A 20716-nucleotide genomic window follows, 5' to 3' on the forward strand; every position below is an offset into this window, starting at 1 on the left:
GAGAAAATCCTACCGCAGCAGCTCCCGGATGGCCGCCACCGTCGGCACGTGGCCCTGGCTTTTCACCACGCCATCCACCACGAGGCCGGGCGTCGTCATCACGCCCCGGGCCACGATGTCGGGGTATTCGGTGACCTTCACGAGGGTGAAGTCGGCGCCGAGACCCTTCGCCGCCTCTTCGGTCCGCTCCGCCAGCAGCTTGCATTTGGCGCAGCCGGGGCCCAGCACTTCGATCTTCATGGGAACTCCTACATCAGAAGGTTGAACAGGTAGCCCACCAGCACGATGCCCACCGCGACGATTCCGAGGAAGACCGCCAGGAGCCGGGGCTTCAGCACCTTGCGGAGGATCACGGTCTCGGGGAGGGACAGGCCTGTCACCGCCATCATGAAGGCCAGCGCCGTGCCCAGGGCGGCGCCCTTGGCCAGCAGCACCTGCACGATGGGGATGATGCCCGCCGCGTTGGCGTAGAGGGGTACGCCGATGAGCACGGCCAGCGGCACGCTCCACCAGGCCGAGCGCCCCATGAAACGCGCCAGCAGCTCCGCCGGCACGTAGCCGTGGAGGAAGGCGCCCACCGCGATGCCCGCCAGGACGTAGAGCCAGACCTTGGCCACGATGTCGCGGGTCGCCTGCAGCGCCATTTCGATGCGCCGTGCGAAGCCCATGGGCGCGGAAGCTCCGACGGAGGCCTCAAAGGGGATCTCCATCACCCAGGGCTCGAGGTGGCGTTCCATGCGGAGCTTCGAGAGGATCCAGCCCGAGAGGAAGGCCACCATCACGCCCGTCACCGTGTAGAGCAGCGCGATGCGCCACCCGAAGAGGCTGAGCAGGAGGAAGAGCGCCACCTCGTTCACCATGGGGGCCGACACGAGGAAGCTGAAGGTGGCGCCGAGGGGCACGCCCACACGCACGAAGCCGATGAAGAGCGGCACCGCCGAGCAGGAGCAGAAGGGCGTCGCGATGCCCAGCAGCGAGGCCAGCAGGTTGCCCCAGGCCCCCGTGCGCTTGGCCAGCAGATCGCGGGTGCGCTCGGGGCTGATGAAGGTCTGCACGAAGCTCACGCCCAGCACGACGAGCCCGAGCAGCAGCAGCACCTTGGGACCGTCGTAGGCGAAGAAGGCCACCGCCTCGCCCAGGCGGCTGCCCGGGCGAAGGGCGAAGACGCTGAAAGCCAGCCAGTCCGCCGCAGGCTTCAGGCTGAGATAGATCGCGAACCAGGCCGGAAGGGCGGCCAGCAGCCATCCTCCCGAGGCCCAGAAGCCAGGTCCAGAGCTCGGTGCGGGGCGAGTCACGGGACCTTCGCAGGCGCAGCTCTTCGTTCCACTTTCCATCTCAACCTCCGCAGCAGGTGGGCGCGCAGCCGCAGGCCCGTTCCGAGGCCGTCTTCACGGCTTCCACCTGGATGCTGAGCACGGCGCCCGCGGCGGCCTCCAGTTCCTCGGCGCTCAGCCCCGGATAGCGCTGCCGCGCCGCTTCCAGGAGTTCGGGAGAGAACATCCCGAGGTCGTAGCGCCGCTCACCCACCACCGAAACACTCTTGAAACCGGCCGCCTCGATGGCCGCCAGGTAGTCCGCCTTCAGGAGCGCGCCGGAGATGCAAGCGCCATAGGCATCCATATCCTGGGCGATGGCCTCGGGCAGCGGGCGAACCAGCACCAGGTCCGAGACCATGAGCCGGCCGCCGGCCTTCAGCACGCGATGGGCCTCGCGGAACACGCGGGGTTTGTCCGTCGTCAGGTTCACGACGCAGTTCGAGATGATGGCGTCCACCGTGCCATCGGCCACGGGCAGGGTTTCGATGTCGCCCAGGCGGAACTCGACGTTCGCGTAGCCGTGGGTCTTCGCGAGGCCGGTGGCCCGCTCGATCATCTGGGGCGTCATGTCGACGCCGATGACGCGGCCTTCGGGACCCACACGCTTCGAAGCGAGGAAGGCGTCGAAACCCGCGCCCGAACCCAGGTCCAGCACAGTCTCGCCGGGCTGCAGCGAGGCCAGGGCGACGGGGTTGCCGCAGCCCAGGCCCAGGTTCGCGCCTTCGGGCACGGTTTCGAGATCCTGAGCCGCGTAGCCCAATTCCAGGCTCGCCTCACCCGCCGAGCAGCACGAGGACGAGGAGGCTGGAGAGGCCGAGCAGCAGCTTGGCCGCGGCTCGGCCTGGGGGTCCGGGGGTGTTTGCGCAGCGAGGGACCCCCGGAGGGAATTGGTCACGAAGCCGGCGTAACGCTCGCGGACGGCGGCCTTGATGGTTTGGGAATCCATGGCGGTTCCTTTCGACAGAGCTTTCCCGGGGACGCGAAGGCGTCCAGGACTCGGGAGGATGTGAGGTCAGTCCCTGCCGCAGCAGGGCGAAGGCTTGAGCTTGGTGCCGGATTTGGTTTCCGATTTGGACTCGGCGCCGCCGGAGCAGCAGTCCTGCCAGAGGTATTCGGTGAGGGCCCGCAGCGTGCCGAAGTCCGCGCGGTACCGCAGCGTCGTGCCCTCCCGCGCCACCACGACGAGACCCGCCTCCGAAAGCGTGGCCAGGTGGTGGCTGAGGGTGGAGGCCGGGATGTCGAGGCGCGACTGCAGCTCCCCGGCGGGCGTCCCCGCCTCGGGGCCCTGCACCACGCGGCGCAGGACGGACAGACGCACCGGATGCCCGAGGGCCTTCAGCTGCTCTGCCGCCTGTTCCACGCGCCGGGTCATGGCTTCCTCCTGAGTTAATTCTAGAATTGTCGAAATAGTGTGCAAGATCTAATTTCGATTTTTTTCGAAATTCATGAAAGCCAGCCCCGCTGCTGCCCCAGGCCCTCGAGGCGAGAACGGACCTCGTCGCGGGCCCCACGGAACCGGGCCCTCAGATCCTCGGGCGTCAGCGCGGGATCCTCACTGGCCGGATCGGGGATGGGCCAGTGCAGCCGTTCGGCCCGGCCCAGGAAGGCGGGGCAGACTTCTTCCGCGCACAGCGTGATCACGAGATCCACGGTGGCGGGGTCGATGTCGGCCACGGACTTGGACTGATGGGTGGAGGCGTCGATGCCCAGCTCGGCCAGAGCTTCAATCGCATAGGGATTCACGCGGCTGGGGCGGCTGCCGGCGCTCTGGATGCGGAAGCCCGGGAAGAGCCGGCGCGCCAAGCCCTCGCCCAGCTGGGAGCGGGCGCTGTTGGCGACGCACAGGAACAGAATCGATGCCACGGTCTCACCTCAGAGCAGCAGTTCCCAGAAGCCCACGTCGATCCACCGATCAAATTTCCGTCCGGCCTCCCGCATGTGGCCGGATTTCCGGAAGCCGAGCTTCTCGTGGAGCCGCACGCTGGCCTCGTTGGGCAGGGCCAGGCCGCCCAGGACCAGGTGGAAGCCGCGACGACGAAGCTCCTCCAGGAGGGCCTGGTAGAGCGCCGTGCCGCGGCCCTGGCCGCCCTGCCCCATGGCGAAGTAGATGGCCGTCTCCGTCGAGTGGCGGTAGGCCGCACGGCTGCGCCAGACGGAGCTGTAGGTGTAGCCCAGCACGCGGCCCCCTTCCTCCCAGACGAGCCAGGGATAGGTCTCGGTCACCTGGGTGATGCGCGCGGCCATGTCGGCGGCCGTGACCGGAACCTCCTCGAAGGTGATGGTCGTGTCGCGGATGTAGGGGTTGTAGATGTCGGCCAGGGCCGGGGCGTCCTCGAGCGTCACGGGGCGGATCATGGCGTTCCTCGGTGGGCGGGTTCGTCGGACGGACGCTTCTTGCGGGGCCTCAGGACGCAGGGGCATTCCCCATGCAGGAGAGCCTCGGCGTCCGTGGCCACGGGCAGCCCCGCCTGGTCCCAGGCGAGCATGCCCCCGTTCAGGCAGGCGATCTGGGTGAAGCCGTGCGCCAGCAGCAGGTGCGCGGCCTCGCGAAGGTAGACCCCCGAACTATCGGCCAGCAGCAGGGGCCGATCCGCTGGAAGGTGAGACCACAATTCCTCCAGATCCCGGTGGGGCACGTGCACGGTCTCCGGCACCTGGAAGGCCTTCATCTCCATGAGCTCATTCGAGCGCAGATCCAGCAGCACGGCGCCTTCGCGAAGGGTTTCGAGGGCCTCCTTCGGGGAGAGGAAGCGCAGTCCCTGGATCAGCATCCCCCTTCCCTCGAAGACATCCACGACTCACCTCCGGTTGGGATCCACGGTGGGACAGCAGGTGACGGCCGACACGTCGCCCCCCTCGCCTGGATACCAGCGCTTCTTCAGCCAGAGCGCCACGTTCACCAGGCTGATGAGCACCGGCACTTCCACGAGGGGACCGATGACGGCGGCGAAGGCCGCGCCGTGGCCCAGGCCGAAGGTGGCCACGGCCACGGCGATGGCCAGTTCGAAGTTGTTGCTGGCCGCCGTGAAGCTCAGCGTCGCGCTCTGCGGATAATTGGCACCGGCCTTTTTCGACAGCCAGAAGCTCAGCAGGAACATCACGAGGAAGTAGATGAGCAGCGGCAGGGCCACGCGCAGCACGTCGGTCGGTCGCGCGAGGATCTGGCGGCCCTGAAGGCTGAACATGGCGACGATGGTGAAGAGCAGCGCGATAAGCGTGATGGGGCTGATCTTCGGCACGAAGACGCGGTGGTACCAGTCGAGCCCCTTGATGCCACCCAGCAGCTTCCGCGTGAGGTAGCCCGCAATGAAGGGAATCCCCAGGTAGATGAAGACGCTGGTGGCGATCTGGCCGATGGTGATGTCCACCCGCGCGCCCTGCAGGCCCAGCCTGGGTGGCAGCACGGTGATGAAGAGCCAGGCGTAGACGCTGAAGAAGAGCACCTGGAAGATCGAATTGAAGGCGACGAGGCCCGCGCAGTATTCGGTATCGCCCTTGGCCAGGTCGTTCCACACGATGACCATGGCGATGCAGCGGGCCAGACCGATGAGGATGAGGCCCACCATGAGCTCGGGTCGGTCGCGCAGGAAGAGGATGGCGAGGCCCGTCATCAGCAGGGGCCCGATGATCCAGTTCTGCAGCAGCGACAGCCCCAGCACCCGGCGGTTCTCGAAGACCAGGTGCAGTTCCTCGTAGCGCACCTTGGCCAGGGGCGGATACATCATCACGATGAGGCCGATGGCCAGGGGCACGCTGGTCGTTCCCACGTTCCAGGCGTTGAGGGCCGTGTTGAAGCCCGGCGCGAAACGGCCCATGAGGATGCCCGCCGCCATGGCCAGAAAGATCCACAGGGTGAGGTAGCGATCGAGGAAGGACAGCCGGCCCGTGGACATCGCAGCCTCCTAGTGGCAGTCGCAGTCTTCGCCGCAGTCGCCCTTCTGCCCCCCGGCATCCTCGCAGGCACATCCGCCGCCGCAGCATCCGCCGCCCTCGGTGAGCGTGGATTCCGCGAGCGCCATCATGATCGAGTGGGGGTCGCCCTTCACGCGCAAGGCCATGTTCACGGCCTCGATCATGGTCTCCTTGGAGACGCCGAGGGCTTCCAGGCGCGACTGGTGGGCGCGGAAGGCGCGCTCGGCGTTGGAGCCGATGGCCGCGCCCAGGGCGATGAGGTTGAGGGTGATTTCGCTGAGGCCGGTCTCGAGCTGGGGATCGGTCTGGGTGGTCATGAAGGCTCCTTGGGACAGTGAAGAATTAAGCGGGTTTGGATCTCGGCGCGGGGCAGCCGTCGGGATCGCAGGTCTCGCAGCGGAGGGCGCGCGCCTGGGCGCGATCCCGGGCCAGTTCCTCCCGGGCGGCGGCCATGAGGGGCCAGAGGGCCTCCAGCACGGGGCGGGCGGCGGCTTCTTCGGCGAGGGCCACGTGCACCCAGCGTCCCACCTTCCACTCGCGGACGAGGCCCGTGCGGCGCAGGCCCGTGAGGTGTTCCGAGACCGTGGAGGGCGCCAGGCCTAGCACTTCGGCCACTTCGCAGACACAGAGCTCGCCGTCACGCAGCAGCGCGAGGATGCGCAGGCGCACAGGGTGGGCCAGGGCCTTGAGGGTGCCCACGAGGGGGCGGAGGGTGTCCGTCGTCATTTCGCACTTTTCCGAAACAATTCCAGGTTACGCCAAATCCAGATCCTTGTCATACCTCAAAATGTGATGTTAGCTAGGGGCACCCCTCCCAGGAGTTCCCATGCCGCGGTTCCCCTCCGCCCTGCTCGTGGTCGCCGCGAGCCTGGCTCTCCAGGCCCAGGCCCCTGGCCGGATCACGCCGGCCCCGGCCCCCTCGCCGGTGCCCCTGCTGGCCAGCTATCCCGACACACCCGCCGGCCGGCTCATGAAGGAGATCAAGGAGCACGCCGAGCTGGTGGCCTACGTGGAGTACCTCACGGATCAGATCGGGCCTCGCCTCACGGGCTCCGAGCAGCTGCGCGCCGCCCAGCGCTGGGCCATGGCGGAGATGAAGAAGCTCGGCGCCGAGCAGGTGCACGAGGAGGCCTACGAGTTCGGCCTGGCCTGGAGCCGCGGCGTGGATTCCGCGCGCCTGCTCACCCAGAACGGCCTCCGCTTCCGCGTGGATCAGCAGGCCTGGACCCCCGGCACCCGCGGTCCCCTGCAGGGCGAGCTGATGCTCGTGGACGCCCGCAACCTCGACGAACTGAAGGCCTACCATGGGCAGCTCAAGGGCAAGATCCTGCTGCGTTCGAACCCCTTCGACAAGCGCCCGCCCATGCCCCGGCGCAATGGCGGCGACATGCTGGCCTTCCAGGCGGAGCGGGACGCCATGACCCAGTTCCTGCTCGAGGAGGGCGCCCTGGCCGTCCTCTCCATGTCACCCCGGAAAAACGGCCTGAGTTTCACCACCAGCGGTCCGGGCCGCGATCCCAAGAAGCCCGCCCTTCCTTCGGCCACCGTACCCCAGGAGCCCTACAAGATGCTGCTGCGCCAGGTGGCGGCCAAGGAGCCCGTGCGGCTCGAGCTCAACCTGGGCGGTGCGTTTTCGGCCAAGCCCGTCCAGGCCACCAACGTGATCGGCGAGATCCGCGGCAGCGAAAGGCCCGATGAGATCGTCGTGGTCGGCGCCCACCTGGACAGTTGGGATCTCGGCACCGGCGCCACGGACAACGCCACCGGCAGCTCCGTCTGCCTGGAGGTGCTCCGCGCCTTCCAGGCCACGGGCCTGAAGCCCAAGCGCACGATCCGCGTCGTGCTCTTCAGCGGTGAGGAGGAGGGCCTCCTCGGTTCGCGCGCCTACGTCGAAGCCCACAAGGCCGAACTGGATGCCATCCAGGCCGTGCTCGTCCACGACATGGGCACCGGCATGGTGCGGGGTTTCGATCTGCAGGCCCGCGAAAACGCCCGCGGCCTCATGGCCCAGGCCATCGCCCCCGCCAACGATCTGGGCGTGCGCGAGCTATCGCTGCGCGTCATGAACAGCACGGATCACGCGCCCTTCGACCGCGCCGGCGTGCCCGCCTTCGCCGCCATCCAGGATCCCGTGGACTACTTCGAAGGCACCCACCACAGCCAGATGGACTACGCCGACCACCTGCAGCCCGACCAGCTCGTGCAGGGCGCCCAGGCCATGGCCGCCACGGCCTGGGAGCTGGCGAACATGGAGGCCCGCCTGCCCCATGGCGTCGTGCCGCGCCCCGCCCGCCCGGCCGCGGAAGCGCCCCAGACCGCGCACTGACACCAACGCTCATGCGGTGCTGAGCCTCTCACGGAACCGCTCCGCAGAGGCGCGGCTCGGCCGAGGTGATTCGGAGGCAGAGAAAAACCATTCAGAGCATTTGAATATCTGGCGTTGACGCGGCTATGATTCCGGCATTCACGGAATACCGTGCATTCTTTTACCAATTTCAGATCGTTGGGTTTCCTTCGCCGGCCGAACCCGTGGGCCTGCGGTGAAAACCACGTTTCCCCCGACGCTCGTCAGGGCGAAAGAAGCCCTTCTGTACCTGCCGAAGGGTCGTCGGCCCGCCCACCCCTCGAGAGGCCAACACCCCGTTGATCCACGGAGGATCCCATGGCTAGCCAACAGCCGCATCAGCCAAGGCGCCTGGTGAAAGTCTCCGCCTCCCCGGCCTGCTACACCTCCGCCGGTTGGGGGGCCTTCCCGGCCCGGCTTCGCCTCAGGGAAGCTCGGCTGCTCGTGAAGCGCCGCCGCCTGGCCTTTCCCGATCTGTCCAAGGCGGAGTGCAAGGCCCTTCCCCGCGTGGGACTGGCCCTCTCCGGCGGGGGCATCCGCAGTGCGACCTTCTCCCTGGGCATCCTGCAGGCCCTGGCCCGCCTGGGACAGATTCCGCGGGTGGACTACCTTTCGACCGTGAGCGGGGGCGGCTATGTGGGCACCTTCCTGGGCGCCCTCTACCAATCGCGCCATCCCGACGCCAAGAAGGCCCCCGTGACGCGCTGGAACAGCCCGGATCTCGTCCAGAAACAGCTCCTGCGGACCCGGGACATGCCCATCCGTTTCCTGCGAGAAAATGGCCGCTACCTCACGCCCGGCGGCTCGGGCGACGCGCTGCTGGCAGGCGGCGTCACCCTCCGCAACTTCGCCGCGCTGCAGCTGGTGCTGGGCCTCTTCGCCCTGATGGTGTTCCTGGGCATGGACCTGTTCAGGATTTCCTTGGACCTGTCCGCGAGCCGGCTTCCCGCCACGGTCCAGAGGCTCGCGGCCGGAAGCGTGATCACGGGGGCCTTCTGGTGGAGCCCCTGGTTCCTGTTTCCTGCCCTCATCTTCCTGATTTGGGTGGTTCCCACAGGGTGGGCCTACTGGCTGGTGCACCGCTGGAAGGTCCAGCATCCAGGCTGGCCGCCCCTGCTCACGATGACGGGGATCGGGCTCCTGGGCGCCCTCGCCATGGCGCCTGGTCACCCATGGCTCACCTCGAACCTCGCCGCGCTCTTCGGCGGAAACACGCGGCTCGTCTGCAGCGTGGTGACCGCCACATCCCTCCTCACCCTGGGTTATTTCGGCGCCGCCACGGGACTGGCGCTCTGGCGGAACGCCAGGGATAAGGAGCCCGATGAGGACCTCATTCTCGGGCCGCGTCGCCGCCTGTCGGAATGGCTGAGGCTCGGCCTCCTGGCCACGCTGCTGGGCCTCTACGCCGCGAGCTTGGATTCCTTGGCACAGAGCGCCTACGCGGCCGTCGCCATCGAAGCCGAGCGTGCGAGCCACGGGATGTGGCGTGCCCTGGTGGATCTCGGCGGGCAGTGGATCGCCATGCTGGCCGCGCCCCTGGCCTTCCTCATCGCCAAGGGCCGACCCATCGTCGAGTTCATGGAGAAGCGGATCCTTCCGAAGGACCGCACGCCATCCGTGCCCTGGGGCCTCGTGGCCGGCCTGGGGGCCATCCTGCTGGCCACCGTCCTCCTCCTGGCCGTGGCCTTCACGGAGAAAGGCATCGCCTGGGGCTGGAAGTCCCCCCTGATCAAGCCGGAAGAAACCCACCAGCGGCTGCCCACCCCCGAAGCCAAGGAGAGCCACAAAGCCATCTCCCTCCATCCCAAATTACGAAAGCCTGCCGGCCCTCCCGTCGAGGCGCCTCAGCTCGTTCCCGCTCCTCAGCCCGTTCCCAATCCAGAGCCGACAGAATCCCAACCCACCGTCGACCGCATGCTTCCGGCTCCCCTGACGGTCGCCTTTGTCATCGTCCTGCTGTTGAGCCTGGCCGTGGGCCACACCTACGAATTCCTCAACCTCTCCTCGCTTGGGCCCTACTACTCCTCGATGCTCACGCGGGCCTATCTGGGCGCTTCCAACTGGGTCCGGCATGCCGAGCGCAGAAACCCCGGTTTCGTGGTCGCGGGCGATGACATCTTCCATGAGGGTCTTCCCGATTGCACGGGCTACGCGCCGCACACCGCCGGCGGGCCCCTGCACCTGGTCAATGTGTGCTTGAACGAGACGTTCGGTGGTGAATCGGACGTGAATCAGCGGGACCGCCATGGCCTGGGTCTGGCGGTGGGTCCGGCATCCTACAGCGTGGGCGTGAATCACCATGCCATTCAGCTCCGCCACCACGCCGATGCCGGCCTGGACGAGCGCCCCGAAGGTGCCTTCGGCGTGTTCCACGTGAAGGAAGGTTGCTTCAGCCCGGAAATCCTCACCATGGGACGCTGGATGAGCATCTCCGGAGCCGCGGCCAGCACGGGCATGGGCATGCGGACGAGCCCCGGGCTCAGCCTCCTCTGCGGCGTCTTCAACGTGCGGCTGGGGTACTGGTGGGACAGCGGCGTGGGCGCCGGCAATCGGGAAGGCGAGATCTGGCGCTTGCGCTGGTCCACGATTCCCAGGCTCCTCTTCCCGGTCCAGTGCCACCTCCTCGATGAATTCGCCGCCCACTTCCCCGGCACCTCGCGCCAGAAGTGGTACCTCAGCGATGGCGGCCACTTCGAAAACCTCGGAGCCTACGAACTCATCCGCCGGCGCATCCCCTTGATCATCGTGGTGGATGCCAGCGCCGACCCCGACTACGCATTCGAAGACCTGAACAACCTGGTCCGCAAAGCCCGCACCGATTTTGGTGCCGAGATCAGCTTCCTCGATTCCGGAGAACTGGATCAGCTGAAGGAGAACCCCGCGATGGAAGGCTGGTCCTGCATCGGCCCCCTCGAACATCTGCGCCGCGGGAAAGAGAAAGAAGGTGTCTTCCAGTCCGACCAGAAGGACGTTTCCAAGGTCCATGCCGCCTTGGCGCGCATCCGATACGACACCCCGCTGCCCGGCCCGGCCCTCGGAGCCTGGGAAAAGGTTCAGCGGGAGACCTGCCACGCCGACGGCGCCTGGATGCTGTACATCAAGCCCACACTACGGAAGGACGCGGATCTGCCGTTGGACGTCATCCGCTACCACGAAACCCACGCCGCCTTCCCCCACGAAACCACGGGGGACCAGTTCTTCGATGAAGCCCAGTGGGAAAGCTACCGACGCCTGGGTGAATTCATCGGTCTCCACGTGCTGGGCGTGGGCCGGGAGGAGGATTCGAGTTCCTGGACCCCGGGCCCCTTCTGGAACCTGGGCCCCACGTGCCATCCGCCCGGCAAGGAGGCCCAGGCCTCCAAACATGCCCACGGCCTCGAGGCGTCAAGCCCTAGCGGCTGCTAGCCCCGCCCCGCGCGAGGCCGCTGAGGGTGGCCAGGGCCTCCGAGGGCCCCATGATGAGCAGTTCGTCGCCCGCCTGGAACTGCTCGTCGCCTGACGGATTGAAGCGCAGCACGGCGCCCGGATGCACGAGGCCCACGAGGAGGGCGCCGGTGGCGTGGCGCAGGCGCGCCTCGCGCAGGGTCTGCCCGACGAGGATGCTGCCCTTGGCGATGGTGATGCGTTCCAGGCCCAGTTCCAGCTGCTCCTGCTGCACGACGATGTCGAAGAAGTTCATCATCTCCGGATTGAGCAGCAGACCCGCCATGCGGCGCCCGCCGATCTCGTAGGGACTCACGATGTGGTCGGCCCCGGCGGCCCTCAGCTGGCGCTCGGTGCCCAGCTTGGCGCTGCGGGCGACGACGGGCAGGTCGGGGCGGATTTGCTTGACCGTGAGGGTCACCAGCACGTTGTCCGCGTCCGTCGTCAGCGCCGTGATGAGGCCCTTGGCTCGGCGGATGCCGGCGCGCTCGAGCATCAGTTCGTCCATGGCATTGCCGTAGAGGATCAGCTCGCCGGCGAATCGCGGGCTGCGGCCCTTGGTGTCGTCCTGCTCGATGATGACGAAGGATACGCCGGCCTTCTTCAGCTCCCAGGCGGCCTGGAAGCCCATCTTCCCGAAGCCGCAGACGATGACGTGATCCTTGAGGTCGTCCAGGCGCTTCTGCATGCGGCGCTCCATGAGATAGCCCCGGAGGTCGCCCTCGAGGAGCAGGGCCGTGAGGTTCGAAATGGCGTAGGTGGCCACACCCAGGCCGATGATGAGGTAGAAGATCGTGAAGATTTTCGTGCGGGCGTTCACCTCGCCCAGCTCGCGGAAGCCCACCGTGAACAGCGTCGTGATGGCCATGTAGAAGCTGTCGAGCGCGTTCAGCTTCGATAGCAGGTGGTAGCCGATAGCCCCCGCCAGGATGACCGCCGCCAGCAGGGCCAGGGCGTAGCGCAGGCGCTGCAGGGGTCCGTCCGTGTGGTGATCGCGAACCTGCGGAAAGGGGACGTTCACCCGCACATCAGCCGCCGATGCCGTGCTTGATGGCGAAGTTCGCCGTGCAGATGGCCACGAGGTGATCGCCGCAGCTGAGCCGGCATTCGAGGATGGCACCGCGGCCCGAGAAGCGGATCACCTTGGCTTCGCCGATCACCTCGCCCTTCGCGGGCTCCAGGTACCTGATGTGCAGGTCCGAGGTGGCGAAGGGCATGGCGCCATCGAAGGCCGTGCTCAGCGCCAGGGCCCCTACCATGTCCGCCATGGTGGCCAACACGCCGCCGTTCACCGTGCCGCGCGATCCGTTGATGACGGCCTTCGTCGGCATGAGGCGCATGGTGGCCGCGCCCGGCGTGGCCGATTCAATGGTGAGGCCCCAGTCCTTGATGAGCTCCCAGGGATGGAAGCGCGCGCGCAGGCGCTCCAGAAGATCCGGAGCGAGGGTCTCTGGGATCTGCGGCTTGGCCATGGTTCAGCATAGCCGCAGCACAGTCGCGATGGGTGTCACAGCGATGGATCCGGCCCTTCACGGTGGCGTCACGCTCCCGTGAGGCAATCGGGACTGGAGGTTCCACCATGTCCCTGCGCGTGCTCGTTCCGGCTTCCCTGCTGATCCTCGGCCTGGCCTGCCAGACCCCCGAGGCGGTGCCGACCAAGCAGGCCGCGGCACCGGCGCCCGCGGCCAAGGAGAAGGAGGTGGCGCTCCCGGCCTATGCGGCGGAACGTCCCGTGTCCGGCGAACTCAAGAGCATCGGCTCGGATTCCATGGAACCCCTGATGGCCCTCTGGGGCGAGGACTTCAAGAAGTTCCACCCGCGCGTCAACACGCTCTTCGTTTGCAAGGGCTCGGCCACGGCGCCCAAGGCGCTCATCGAAGGCAGCGCCATCATGGGCCAGATGAGCCGCGAGATGACCGAGCAGGAGCAGGCGGCCTTCCAGGCCAAGTTTGGCTACGCCCCCACCCGCATTCCCGTGGCCGTGGATGCGCTGGTGGTCTACGTCAACGCCAACAACCCCATCAAGCAGCTGCGCATGGAGGAGATCGACGCCATCTTCTCCACCACCCGCAAGGGCGGCGCGAAGAACGACCTGCTCACCTGGGGCGACCTGGGCCTCGGCGGTGACTGGAAGCAGCGCGACATCCAGGCCTACGGCCGCGACGAGAACTCGGGCACGCGCGCCTTCTTCAAGGAGCACGTGATGAAGAAGGGTGACTTCAAGCCCGCGGTGAAGGCCCTGATGGACCAGTTCGCCGTGGTCGAGGCTCCGGCGGTGGATGGCGGCGGCATCAGCTACGGCCCGCTGCAGTACGCCAACCGCATGGTGAAGGGCGTGCCCGTGGCCTCCTTCAAGAGCGACCGCTTCATCGAGCCCACCCTGGAGACGATCCAGAAGGGCACGTACCCGCTGACGCGCTTCCTCTACATCTACGTGAACAAGGCCCCGGGCAAGGCCCTGGATCCGACCGTGAAGGAATTCCTCCGCTTCGTGCTTTCGAAGGAAGGCCAGGCCGGTGTGTCCAGCTTCGGCGCCGTCCCCGTCCCCGGCGACTTCGCCGCCATGAGCGTCGGCAAGCTCAACTGAAAACCGCGAAAGGCGCGAAACGCCCTCCCGGGCGCGCGAATAGAATCAAGGCAAAGGCCGCGACGTTGCGCGGCCTTTGCCTTGTAAGTCATTTTCGTTTTTTCGCGCCCATTCGCGTCATTCGCGGTTCCAGGCTTTTAGAGCTTGAGCACGCCCTTGAGCTCTTCGGCCATGCCCTGGAACACCTTGGTCTGGATGCTGTCCGGGTGCTCGGCCACGAAGGGCTTGCCGCTGTCGCCGCCCTCGCGGATGGCGAGGTCGATGGGCACTTCGCCGAGGAAGGGGATCTCCATGCGGATGGCCGCGGCCTTCACGCCGCCATGGCCGAAGATCTGGGTCTCCTCGCCGCAGCTCGGGCAGATGAAGCTGCTCATGTTCTCGATGATGCCGAGCACGGGCACCTTCACGGTGCCGAACATGCCGATGGCTTTTTTGGCGTCAAGGAAGGCCACGTCCTGGGGCGTGCTGACGATGACCGCTCCGTCCACCTGGGCGTTCTGGATGAGCGTGAGCTGCACGTCGCCGGTACCCGGCGGCAGGTCGATGAGCAGCACGTCGAGGTCACCCCAGGCCACGTCCTTCAGGAACTGCTGGAGGGCCTTGTTGAGCATGGCGCCGCGCCAGATGACGGGGCGGTCCTCCTCGATGAGCACCCCCATGGACATGACCTTGATGCCGAACTTCTCGAGGGGCAGGATCTGGCCGTCCGGCGTGGCCAGCGGCGAATCCTTCAGGCCCAGCATCATGGGGATCGAGGGGCCGTAGATGTCCGAATCCAGCAGGCCCACCTTCAGGCCCTGCTGGGCCATGGCCACGGCCAGATTCACCGTGACCGTGCTCTTGCCGACGCCGCCCTTGCCGGATCCCACCACCACGCAGCGCTTGATGCCGGGGATGAGGTTCTTGAACTCCACCTGGGCGGTCTTCTCCCAGCCGATCTCCACCTCGGCCGAGGCGACGCCCGGCTGCTGGAGGATGAGCGCCTCCAGGGCCTCCTTCATGGCGGCAACGCGATCTCGGTAGGACTCCATGAGCTGCAGCAGGACCGTCACCTTGCCCTCGGTCACATCGATGCCCTTCACGGCCTTGAGGGTGGCGAGGCTGGCGTTGGTCCCGGGCACGGTATAGGCATTCAGGGCTTCGAACAGGGCGGCGCGGCTGATCTTGGTCATGCGTGTCTCCAGCCCCCCAGTTTGACATGGGGCCGATGGAGGTCGAGACAAGGATGGGCCGAGGCCCATTCACGTCGAGGCGGTCGTCTTCGTCGAGGCGGTCAGGGCCGCGATGGCGCGACGCAGGGCCGCGAGGGTGTAGGGCTTCTCCAGCACCCCCACCCGCGCCAGGGGCACCGCGGTTCCCGCGTCCTCCCCCTGGTAGCCGCTGGACAGGAGCACCGGCAGGTCCGGGTGGGTGATCCGAAGGCGCCGAAGGGTTTCCGTGCCCGTGAGGCCTGGCATGTTCTGGTCCAGGATCACCAGGTCCACCGGCGGATCCGAACCCAGGCGTTCCAGCGCCTGCAGCCCGCCCTCCACGGCTTCCACCGTCAGGCCCAGCCCCTCCAGGAGTGCCGGAACCGTCAGCCGGAGGAGGTCATTGTCGTCCACGAGGAGCACGCGGATCGGCGGCAGCGCCTCCGCGCCATCCGCCGCCGCGTGGACCTCCCCGGCCTCGCCCCGCACCGGCGGGAAGGACAGATGCACGGTCGTTCCCACGCCCACCTGGCTCTGCAGATCCACCGTGCCGCCGTGGGCCTTTATGGTGCCGTAGACCGTGGCCAGGCCCAGGCCCGTCCCCTTGCCCACGGGCTTGGTCGTGAAGAAGGGATCCAGCGCCCGGGCCAGCACCTCGGGCGCCATGCCCGTGCCGTTGTCCTCGATGCTCAGGCGCACGCCTCCGGTGGCGAGGGCGCGGGTGCGCAGCGTGATGCGCCCCCCGCGCGGCATGGCGTCCAGCGCGTTGATGCAGATGTTGATGATCGCGTTGCCGATCTCGGAGGCCTGTCCCATCACCGTGGGCAGCGGGTCCTCCAGATCCAGCACCCACTCGGCCTTCTTGAGCGTCGTCCGCTCCAGAGTGTCCTTCTCATCGCGCACCAGGGCATTCAGATCCAGGGGCTCGGGCTGCTCCATCTGCTTGCGCGCGAACTGGGTGAGGCGGCGCACGAGCTCGGCGCCGTGGGTGCAGGCCTTCTTGATGGTCTCGCATTCGCGGCGTTCCGGGGCGTCCTCCGCCAGCCGCGCCGACTGGAGTTCAACGAGGTTCAGGATGACGGCCAGGATGTTGTTCATGTCGTGGGCCACGCCGCCCGCCAGGTTCCCGAGGCTGTCCAGGCGCTGGAAGTGGTGGACCTCCGTCTCCAGGCGGCGCCGCTCCTGCTCGGCCTTCGTGCGCTCGGTGACGTCGGTGAGGCTCGACCGGCTGTAGAGGTACGTGCCGTCCGGAGCGTTGATGGCCGTGGCGCTCAGAAGCACCGAGAACAGGGTGCCGTCCTTGCGCTGCATGTCGAATTCGAGGTCGTTCACCCAGCCCCGTGCCTTGAAAGCCGCGAAATTCTCCTGGAACACGTGGCGGCTCGACGGCGCGATCAGATCAAGGAACACCACCTTGCCCACGAGCTCCTCGCGGGCATAGCCGAGCCATCGCAGCTCCGTGTCGTTGATGCGGAGGATGGTGCCATCCGGCCCCAGCGAGTGGTACCCGCAGGGGGCGTTCTGGTAGAGGTCCTCCAGTTCATCGAGGGCCTTCCGCAGCTGGTTCTTCGCCTGCTGGCGCTCGCTGATGTCGATCATCGCCACCAGGATCCGATGGACGCCGCCGGCTGCGTCCAGTTCGGGAAAGGCGTTCAGGAGGAACCACCGCATCGGATCGACGCCGCCCCTCCGGAAGCCGATCATGCTGCCGTGGATGGCCGCCCGCTGACGCAGGACGCAGGCCAGGGGCTGGTCTTCGACCGGAATGAGCTGCCCATCTTCCCGGAAGAGGGGGCCCGTCAGTTCGGGAAAGGATTTCCCGAGGATCTGCTTCGGCGCCAGGCCGAAGAGCCCCCGGGCGGCGGGATTGCCGAACTCGACGGTGCCGTCGGCGCCGTGCACCAGCGCGATCACGGGCAGGTGCTCCATCATATCGTGGAGAAAGCGCTCCTGGAGGCACAGGTCGCGGACCCGCAGGTCCAGCTCCTGAGTGAGCCGGTCGAAGGCCTGACCCAACTCGCCCAGCTCGTCCAATCCCGGCGCCGCGGGGGGCGCGGGCTTGGTCTCCGGATCCGCCTCCCGGGCGAGGGAGACGAGCCGTTCGAGGCCCCGGGCGAGGCGTCTGGAGATCAAATGCGAGGCCAGGGCCCCGAGCCCCAGGGCCAGAAGGGTGAACAGGGCCCCATCCCGCATGAGGGTCCGCAGGCTGGCCGCGACGGCCTCCTGGCCGAGGCCCACCCGCACCCAGCCCACGGGCCGACCCTCGGCAAGAATGGGCGCGGCCACGTCGATGAGGCGATCCGTGCGCGCCAGGGTGGCGGTCTGGCGCGAACTCGCCAGCCAGCGTCGGCCCGCATCATCCACGACGAACTCGCCCGCCCGCGAGCGTTCCGTGTGCGCGAGGATCCGCCCGTCGAGCGACAGGATCATGGCGTAGCGGAGCTCGGGAACCTGGGAGACGGAATCGAGCAGCTCCCTCATGCCCTGCACATCCCGTTCGAGGGTTTCGGAGATGGCGCTGACGGCCAACGTCCGCGCCAGGGAACGTGCGTTGACCTCGCTCTGCTGCAGCAGGTCCCGCCGCTGGGTAAACACGGCGTGGGAGATGAACACGAGCATCACCGAGCCGATGGACAGGAGCATGCCGGCGAGCAGCCGATGACGGAAGGACCGAGGCCCGAGACGGAGCAGCGGCTGAAGGTGTCGTCCGATCCAGCTCACGGGCGCTCCTCCATGTTCAGCGGGTGCACCCGCGCTTCGAACTGTTTCAGGAAGGTCTGGACCGGCGCGTAGGTGCGATCTGTGGCGGGCTCGAAACGGGAGAGGGGGATGCGCGCCAACGCCTGTCGCCCTTCCGCATCCTCGTGCAGGGAGAACAGCACCTGCTCGACCCGATGCAACACCGGCTCGGGCACATCATCCCGAACCACCAGGCCGTTGTTGGGCAGACTCTCGGTCTGCCAGCGCACCACCAGCGCCTTGGCCTCCTCCGGATGATCCTTGCAGAAGGCCATCCACGGCACGGGCCAGGTGGCGCCCGCGTCCGTGAGCTTGAGGTAGACGTTCATGATCACGGATTCCTGGGTCCGGACGTACAGGCTCTTCGTCTCCCGCGCCACGTCCAGTCCGCGGGTCTGCAGGAAGTACTGGGGCATCATCGTGGCGGCGAGGGCCGTCGGCGCCGGATAGCTGATGCTCCGGCCCCTCAGGTCTTCGATGGCCTGGATGCCGCTGTCCCGGCGGACGAGCAGGATGCCCCGGAAATGATCATCGTCGCCCATCTTCCCGAAGATCCGGTACCCCTGGGCGCGGCAGCGCAGCGTCTGGTAGGGATTGGGCAGGGCGAAGTGAACCCGGCGCTCGGCCAGCTTCCGCTCGAAGGCGGCGTAGTCATGGGAGGCCTCGAACCGGAAGGTTAGCCCTGGGTTCTGCGCGTTCAGACGGTCGATGATCGGGCCGTAGACGGCGGCCAGGCGCTCAGGATTGTGAAGCGGATGCACCGCGAACACGAATTCCTGCACGGGCCTGCGGACATAGGCCGGTCCTTCCTCTCGCCCGCCCCCGCGGCCACAGGCCACCGCCAGCCCGACCAGCAGCCCGGTCAGGGAGCCCAGCCATGGTGCGTGAATTCTCAACCCCGACCTCTTTCATGAGTCGACCCCTGCAAGGTACTTCTCGACCTGCACCGACACCACGAAAACGGCCCCCTATCTTTGTCTGCGGCCGATTATGAGTTCTGGATTCATCCTCACCTGGCGCGGAAAACCCGCTCAGATGTCGGAATCCAGGGGCCCCAGCTTCTGGGTCAGGGAACCCACGCCGCTGGCCAGCAGGGTGTGCTCGTAGATGCGCAGCTGGCTGCGCAGGGGCGGGTCCTGCGGATCGAGGCCGCGGCGGAGCACCCCGCCGTCGGGCCCCAACACACGGCCCTTCAGAGTGTCGTGCAGCTGCAGCTCGACCATTTCCATGACCTGGGCCGCCAAAAGCGGATCCACCAGCGGGAAGGCCAGCTCCACGCGGCGGTCGAGGTTGCGCGGCATGAGGTCGGCGCTGGACAGCAGAGTTTCGGGATCGCCGTCGTTGGCGAAGTGGTAGATCCGCGCATGCTCGAGAAAGCGGTCGAGGATGGAAAGGGCGCGGATGTTTTCGGAAAGCCCGGGCACGCCGGGCCTCAGGCAGCAGGTGCCGCGCACGATGAGATCGACCTTCACGCCTTCGCGGCCGGCCTCGTAGAGCATCTGGATGAGCTGGGGATCCACCAGCGCGTTCATCTTGAGCACCATGCGGGCGGGTCGGCCCGCCCGGGCGTGGCCGATCTCGCGGGCGATGCGCTCCTTCAGGGCCTTCTTCATGTGCTGGGGCGCGAGAAGGATCCGGTGGAAACGGGGCGGCCGCGTGTAGCCCGTGAGCATGTTGAAGAGGTTCGAGAGGTCCTCGCCGAATTCGGGCCGGGCCGTGAGCAGGCCGATGTCCGAATAGAGGCGGCTCGTGCGCTCGTTGTAGTTGCCCGTGCCGAAGTGGCAGTAGCGCTTGATGCCCGCCGCCTCCTGGCGAACGACGAGACAGGCCTTGCAGTGGATCTTGTGGTTGGGCAGGCCGTAGACCACGTGCACGCCGGTCTTTTCGAGGCGCCGGGCCCAGGCGATGTTGGCGGCCTCGTCGAAGCGGGCCCGCAGCTCCACGATGGCCGCCACCTGCTTGCCGCGCTCCGCGGCGCGCTCCAGGGCCGCGGCCACGGGGCTGCTGGCCGTCACGCGGTAGAGCGTCATCTTGATGGCGAGGACCTTCGGATCCTCCGCCGCCTCGCGCACGAAGCGCACGACGCTGTCGTCGAAGCTCTGGTAGGGGTGGTTCAGCAGGATGTCGTTGCGGGAGATGGCGTCGAAGATGTTGCCGACCTGATCGAGCTGGGGCACGGGCAGGGGCGGCAGCGGCGTGTCCTTGAGATGGGGCAGGTCCAGGTGGCCGTAGAGCTGCATGAGGTCCGAGAAGGCCGTGAGCCCCTGGCAGGGGTAGAGGTCCTCGGGGCTCAGTTCCATCTCCTCGATGAGCATGTCCAGCACGGCGGAAGAGAGGCCGTGTTCGTACTGCAGGCGGACGACGGCGCCGCGGCGACGGTCGCGCAGGCTCTCCTCCACGGTCTTTAGCAGATCCTCGGAAGGATCCTCTTCCACCGGCAGGTCGGAATCCCGGGTGACGCGGATGGCGTGGCAGCTCCTCACGGTGTAGCCGAGGAAGAGCCGTGACAGGTGGTGCCGAACCACGTCCTCGAGCATGACGAAGGCGTGCGTGCCGGGCGCCGAGGGCACCCGCAGGAAGCGCGAGGCGAGGCCCGTGGGGACGTGGATGAAGGAGAGCTCCGAGGCGGGCAGGTCGCCGTCCAGCTGGTCCTCGTCGGGCTCCAGTTCCACCACCAGCACCAGGGCGCGGTTGCCCAGGCGGGGGAAGGGATGGCCCGTGTCCACGGCCAGGGGCGTGATGAGGGGCAGCAGGCTCTGTTCGAAGTAGTCCAGGGTAAAGGCGCGCTGGGCCTCGTCCAGACGCTTCGGATCCAGGATGCTGATGCCGGCGGCTTCCAGCTGGGGTTCCAGGATCGCGTGGAACAGTTCGTGCTGCCGCGCGGAATAGGTGTGGATGCGGGAAGAGACCCGCTCCAGCAGCTGGCGGGGCGTCAGGCCGTCGGGGCCGGGCTGGGTGATGCCGGCATCGATCTGCCGCCAGATGCCCGCCACCCGCACCATGAAGAACTCGTCCCAGTTGTTGGAGACGATGCTGAGGAACTTCACCCGCTCCAGCAGGGGCACGGTGGCATCCTCGGCCTCCTCCATCACCCGGGCATTGAAATCCAGCCAGCTCAACTCGCGGTTGAGCAGCTCCTCGGGACGGGGGATGGGATGGAACACGGGTGACCTCTGGGCTAAGAGCTTAATGCCCACGTGTAACA

19 protein-coding genes are annotated in these 20716 nt (G+C 67.4%); 3 read left to right on the forward strand and 16 right to left on the reverse strand.

The features are described 5' to 3' along the window. Positions 1-9: 9 nt before the first annotated feature. The 10 genes from QSJ34_RS14480 to QSJ34_RS14525 form a co-directional block, all read right to left on the reverse strand. Positions 10-240: a thioredoxin family protein gene (locus QSJ34_RS14480; RefSeq protein WP_285576498.1), complete on the reverse strand. Its 231-nt coding sequence runs from the start codon at positions 238-240 to the stop codon at positions 10-12. 8 nt (positions 241-248) lie between these two features. After that, positions 249-1334, reverse strand: a complete 1086-nt coding sequence (locus tag QSJ34_RS14485) for a permease (RefSeq protein WP_285576499.1) — start codon at positions 1332-1334, stop codon at positions 249-251. Between the two features lies 1 nt (position 1335). Beyond that, complete coding sequence (arsM, locus tag QSJ34_RS14490) at positions 1336-2262, reverse strand: arsenite methyltransferase (protein ID WP_285576502.1); 927 nt, start codon at positions 2260-2262, stop codon at positions 1336-1338. A gap of 66 nt (positions 2263-2328) precedes the next feature. Next, the gene (locus tag QSJ34_RS14495) at positions 2329-2688 is read right to left on the reverse strand and encodes an ArsR/SmtB family transcription factor (protein ID WP_285576505.1); all 360 of its coding nucleotides are present in this window, start codon (positions 2686-2688) and stop codon (positions 2329-2331) included. Positions 2689-2759: 71 nt separating this feature from the next. Beyond that, positions 2760-3179: an arsenate reductase ArsC gene (locus QSJ34_RS14500; RefSeq protein WP_285576508.1), complete on the reverse strand. Its 420-nt coding sequence runs from the start codon at positions 3177-3179 to the stop codon at positions 2760-2762. Positions 3180-3188: 9 nt separating this feature from the next. Beyond that, positions 3189-3671: an arsinothricin resistance N-acetyltransferase ArsN1 family B gene (locus QSJ34_RS14505; protein WP_285576511.1), complete on the reverse strand. Its 483-nt coding sequence runs from the start codon at positions 3669-3671 to the stop codon at positions 3189-3191. Next, positions 3668-4087 carry a rhodanese-like domain-containing protein gene (locus tag QSJ34_RS14510; protein ID WP_285576514.1) on the reverse strand — a complete coding sequence of 140 codons (420 nt, stop codon included), beginning with the start codon at positions 4085-4087 and terminating at the stop codon, positions 3668-3670. The genes QSJ34_RS14505 and QSJ34_RS14510 overlap by 4 nt, the downstream gene beginning before the upstream one ends. A 27-nt stretch (positions 4088-4114) precedes the next feature. Further along, positions 4115-5209: an ACR3 family arsenite efflux transporter gene (gene arsB / locus QSJ34_RS14515; protein WP_285576516.1), complete on the reverse strand. Its 1095-nt coding sequence runs from the start codon at positions 5207-5209 to the stop codon at positions 4115-4117. Positions 5210-5218: 9 nt separating this feature from the next. Further along, a complete protein-coding gene (locus QSJ34_RS14520) occupies positions 5219-5545 on the reverse strand; it encodes a hypothetical protein (protein ID WP_285576519.1) in 327 nt (108 codons plus the stop codon). A gap of 25 nt (positions 5546-5570) precedes the next feature. Then, complete coding sequence (locus tag QSJ34_RS14525; RefSeq protein WP_285576520.1) at positions 5571-5954, reverse strand: ArsR/SmtB family transcription factor; 384 nt, start codon at positions 5952-5954, stop codon at positions 5571-5573. Positions 5955-6054: 100 nt separating this feature from the next. On the opposite strand from QSJ34_RS14525, the gene QSJ34_RS14530 reads away from it, so the two are divergent. Together QSJ34_RS14530 and QSJ34_RS14535 are read left to right on the forward strand one after the other, a co-directional pair. Next, positions 6055-7554, forward strand: coding sequence for a M20/M25/M40 family metallo-hydrolase (locus QSJ34_RS14530; protein ID WP_285576523.1), 1500 nt, complete (start codon positions 6055-6057; stop codon positions 7552-7554). 336 nt (positions 7555-7890) lie between these two features. After that, complete coding sequence (locus QSJ34_RS14535; RefSeq protein WP_285576525.1) at positions 7891-10977, forward strand: patatin-like phospholipase family protein; 3087 nt, start codon at positions 7891-7893, stop codon at positions 10975-10977. Here QSJ34_RS14535 and QSJ34_RS14540 read toward each other — a convergent pair. Then, positions 10964-12016 carry a potassium channel family protein gene (locus QSJ34_RS14540; RefSeq protein WP_285576526.1) on the reverse strand — a complete coding sequence of 351 codons (1053 nt, stop codon included), beginning with the start codon at positions 12014-12016 and terminating at the stop codon, positions 10964-10966. The two genes, QSJ34_RS14535 and QSJ34_RS14540, sit on opposite strands and share 14 nt — an antisense overlap. A gap of 7 nt (positions 12017-12023) precedes the next feature. Then, the gene (locus QSJ34_RS14545; protein WP_285576528.1) at positions 12024-12467 is read right to left on the reverse strand and encodes a PaaI family thioesterase; all 444 of its coding nucleotides are present in this window, start codon (positions 12465-12467) and stop codon (positions 12024-12026) included. A gap of 107 nt (positions 12468-12574) precedes the next feature. Here QSJ34_RS14545 and QSJ34_RS14550 point away from each other — a divergent pair, with 107 nt between their 5' ends. Beyond that, positions 12575-13582, forward strand: coding sequence for a PstS family phosphate ABC transporter substrate-binding protein (locus QSJ34_RS14550; RefSeq protein WP_285576530.1), 1008 nt, complete (start codon positions 12575-12577; stop codon positions 13580-13582). A 137-nt stretch (positions 13583-13719) separates the two neighbouring features. Here the strand turns inward: QSJ34_RS14550 and QSJ34_RS14555 are convergent, their stop codons facing one another. From QSJ34_RS14555 to ppk1, 4 genes are all read right to left on the reverse strand, one after another. After that, the gene (locus QSJ34_RS14555) at positions 13720-14754 is read right to left on the reverse strand and encodes an Mrp/NBP35 family ATP-binding protein (RefSeq protein WP_285576532.1); all 1035 of its coding nucleotides are present in this window, start codon (positions 14752-14754) and stop codon (positions 13720-13722) included. A gap of 69 nt (positions 14755-14823) precedes the next feature. Beyond that, a complete protein-coding gene (locus QSJ34_RS14560) occupies positions 14824-17493 on the reverse strand; it encodes a PAS domain S-box protein (RefSeq protein ID WP_285576534.1) in 2670 nt (889 codons plus the stop codon). Next, positions 17490-18407 carry a phosphate/phosphite/phosphonate ABC transporter substrate-binding protein gene (locus QSJ34_RS14565; protein ID WP_285576536.1) on the reverse strand — a complete coding sequence of 306 codons (918 nt, stop codon included), beginning with the start codon at positions 18405-18407 and terminating at the stop codon, positions 17490-17492. The genes QSJ34_RS14560 and QSJ34_RS14565 overlap by 4 nt, the downstream gene beginning before the upstream one ends. 135 nt (positions 18408-18542) lie before the next feature. Next, positions 18543-20675, reverse strand: coding sequence for a polyphosphate kinase 1 (gene ppk1 / locus QSJ34_RS14570; protein WP_285576538.1), 2133 nt, complete (start codon positions 20673-20675; stop codon positions 18543-18545). Positions 20676-20716 lie beyond the last annotated feature (41 nt).

This window comes from Geothrix limicola (assembly GCF_030268085.1).
Classification (GTDB): Bacteria; Acidobacteriota; Holophagae; order Holophagales; family Holophagaceae; genus Geothrix; species Geothrix limicola.

What these genes read in the sequence shown, in the direction of transcription:
- QSJ34_RS14480 (WP_285576498.1), bottom strand. Translation starts at nt 240, where the DNA reads ATGAAGATCGAAGTGCTGGGCCCCGGCTGCGCCAAATGCAAGCTGCTG.
- QSJ34_RS14485 (WP_285576499.1), bottom strand. Translation starts at nt 1,334, where the DNA reads ATGGAAAGTGGAACGAAGAGCTGCGCCTGCGAAGGTCCCGTGACTCGC.
- arsM (WP_285576502.1), bottom strand. Translation starts at nt 2,262, where the DNA reads ATGGATTCCCAAACCATCAAGGCCGCCGTCCGCGAGCGTTACGCCGGC.
- QSJ34_RS14495 (WP_285576505.1), bottom strand. Translation starts at nt 2,688, where the DNA reads ATGACCCGGCGCGTGGAACAGGCGGCAGAGCAGCTGAAGGCCCTCGGG.
- QSJ34_RS14505 (WP_285576511.1), bottom strand. Translation starts at nt 3,671, where the DNA reads ATGATCCGCCCCGTGACGCTCGAGGACGCCCCGGCCCTGGCCGACATC.
- QSJ34_RS14510 (WP_285576514.1), bottom strand. Translation starts at nt 4,087, where the DNA reads ATGCTGATCCAGGGACTGCGCTTCCTCTCCCCGAAGGAGGCCCTCGAA.
- arsB (WP_285576516.1), bottom strand. Translation starts at nt 5,209, where the DNA reads ATGTCCACGGGCCGGCTGTCCTTCCTCGATCGCTACCTCACCCTGTGG.
- QSJ34_RS14520 (WP_285576519.1), bottom strand. Translation starts at nt 5,545, where the DNA reads ATGACCACCCAGACCGATCCCCAGCTCGAGACCGGCCTCAGCGAAATC.
- QSJ34_RS14525 (WP_285576520.1), bottom strand. Translation starts at nt 5,954, where the DNA reads ATGACGACGGACACCCTCCGCCCCCTCGTGGGCACCCTCAAGGCCCTG.
- QSJ34_RS14530 (WP_285576523.1), top strand. Translation starts at nt 6,055, where the DNA reads ATGCCGCGGTTCCCCTCCGCCCTGCTCGTGGTCGCCGCGAGCCTGGCT.
- QSJ34_RS14535 (WP_285576525.1), top strand. Translation starts at nt 7,891, where the DNA reads ATGGCTAGCCAACAGCCGCATCAGCCAAGGCGCCTGGTGAAAGTCTCC.
- QSJ34_RS14545 (WP_285576528.1), bottom strand. Translation starts at nt 12,467, where the DNA reads ATGGCCAAGCCGCAGATCCCAGAGACCCTCGCTCCGGATCTTCTGGAG.
- QSJ34_RS14550 (WP_285576530.1), top strand. Translation starts at nt 12,575, where the DNA reads ATGTCCCTGCGCGTGCTCGTTCCGGCTTCCCTGCTGATCCTCGGCCTG.
- QSJ34_RS14555 (WP_285576532.1), bottom strand. Translation starts at nt 14,754, where the DNA reads ATGACCAAGATCAGCCGCGCCGCCCTGTTCGAAGCCCTGAATGCCTAT.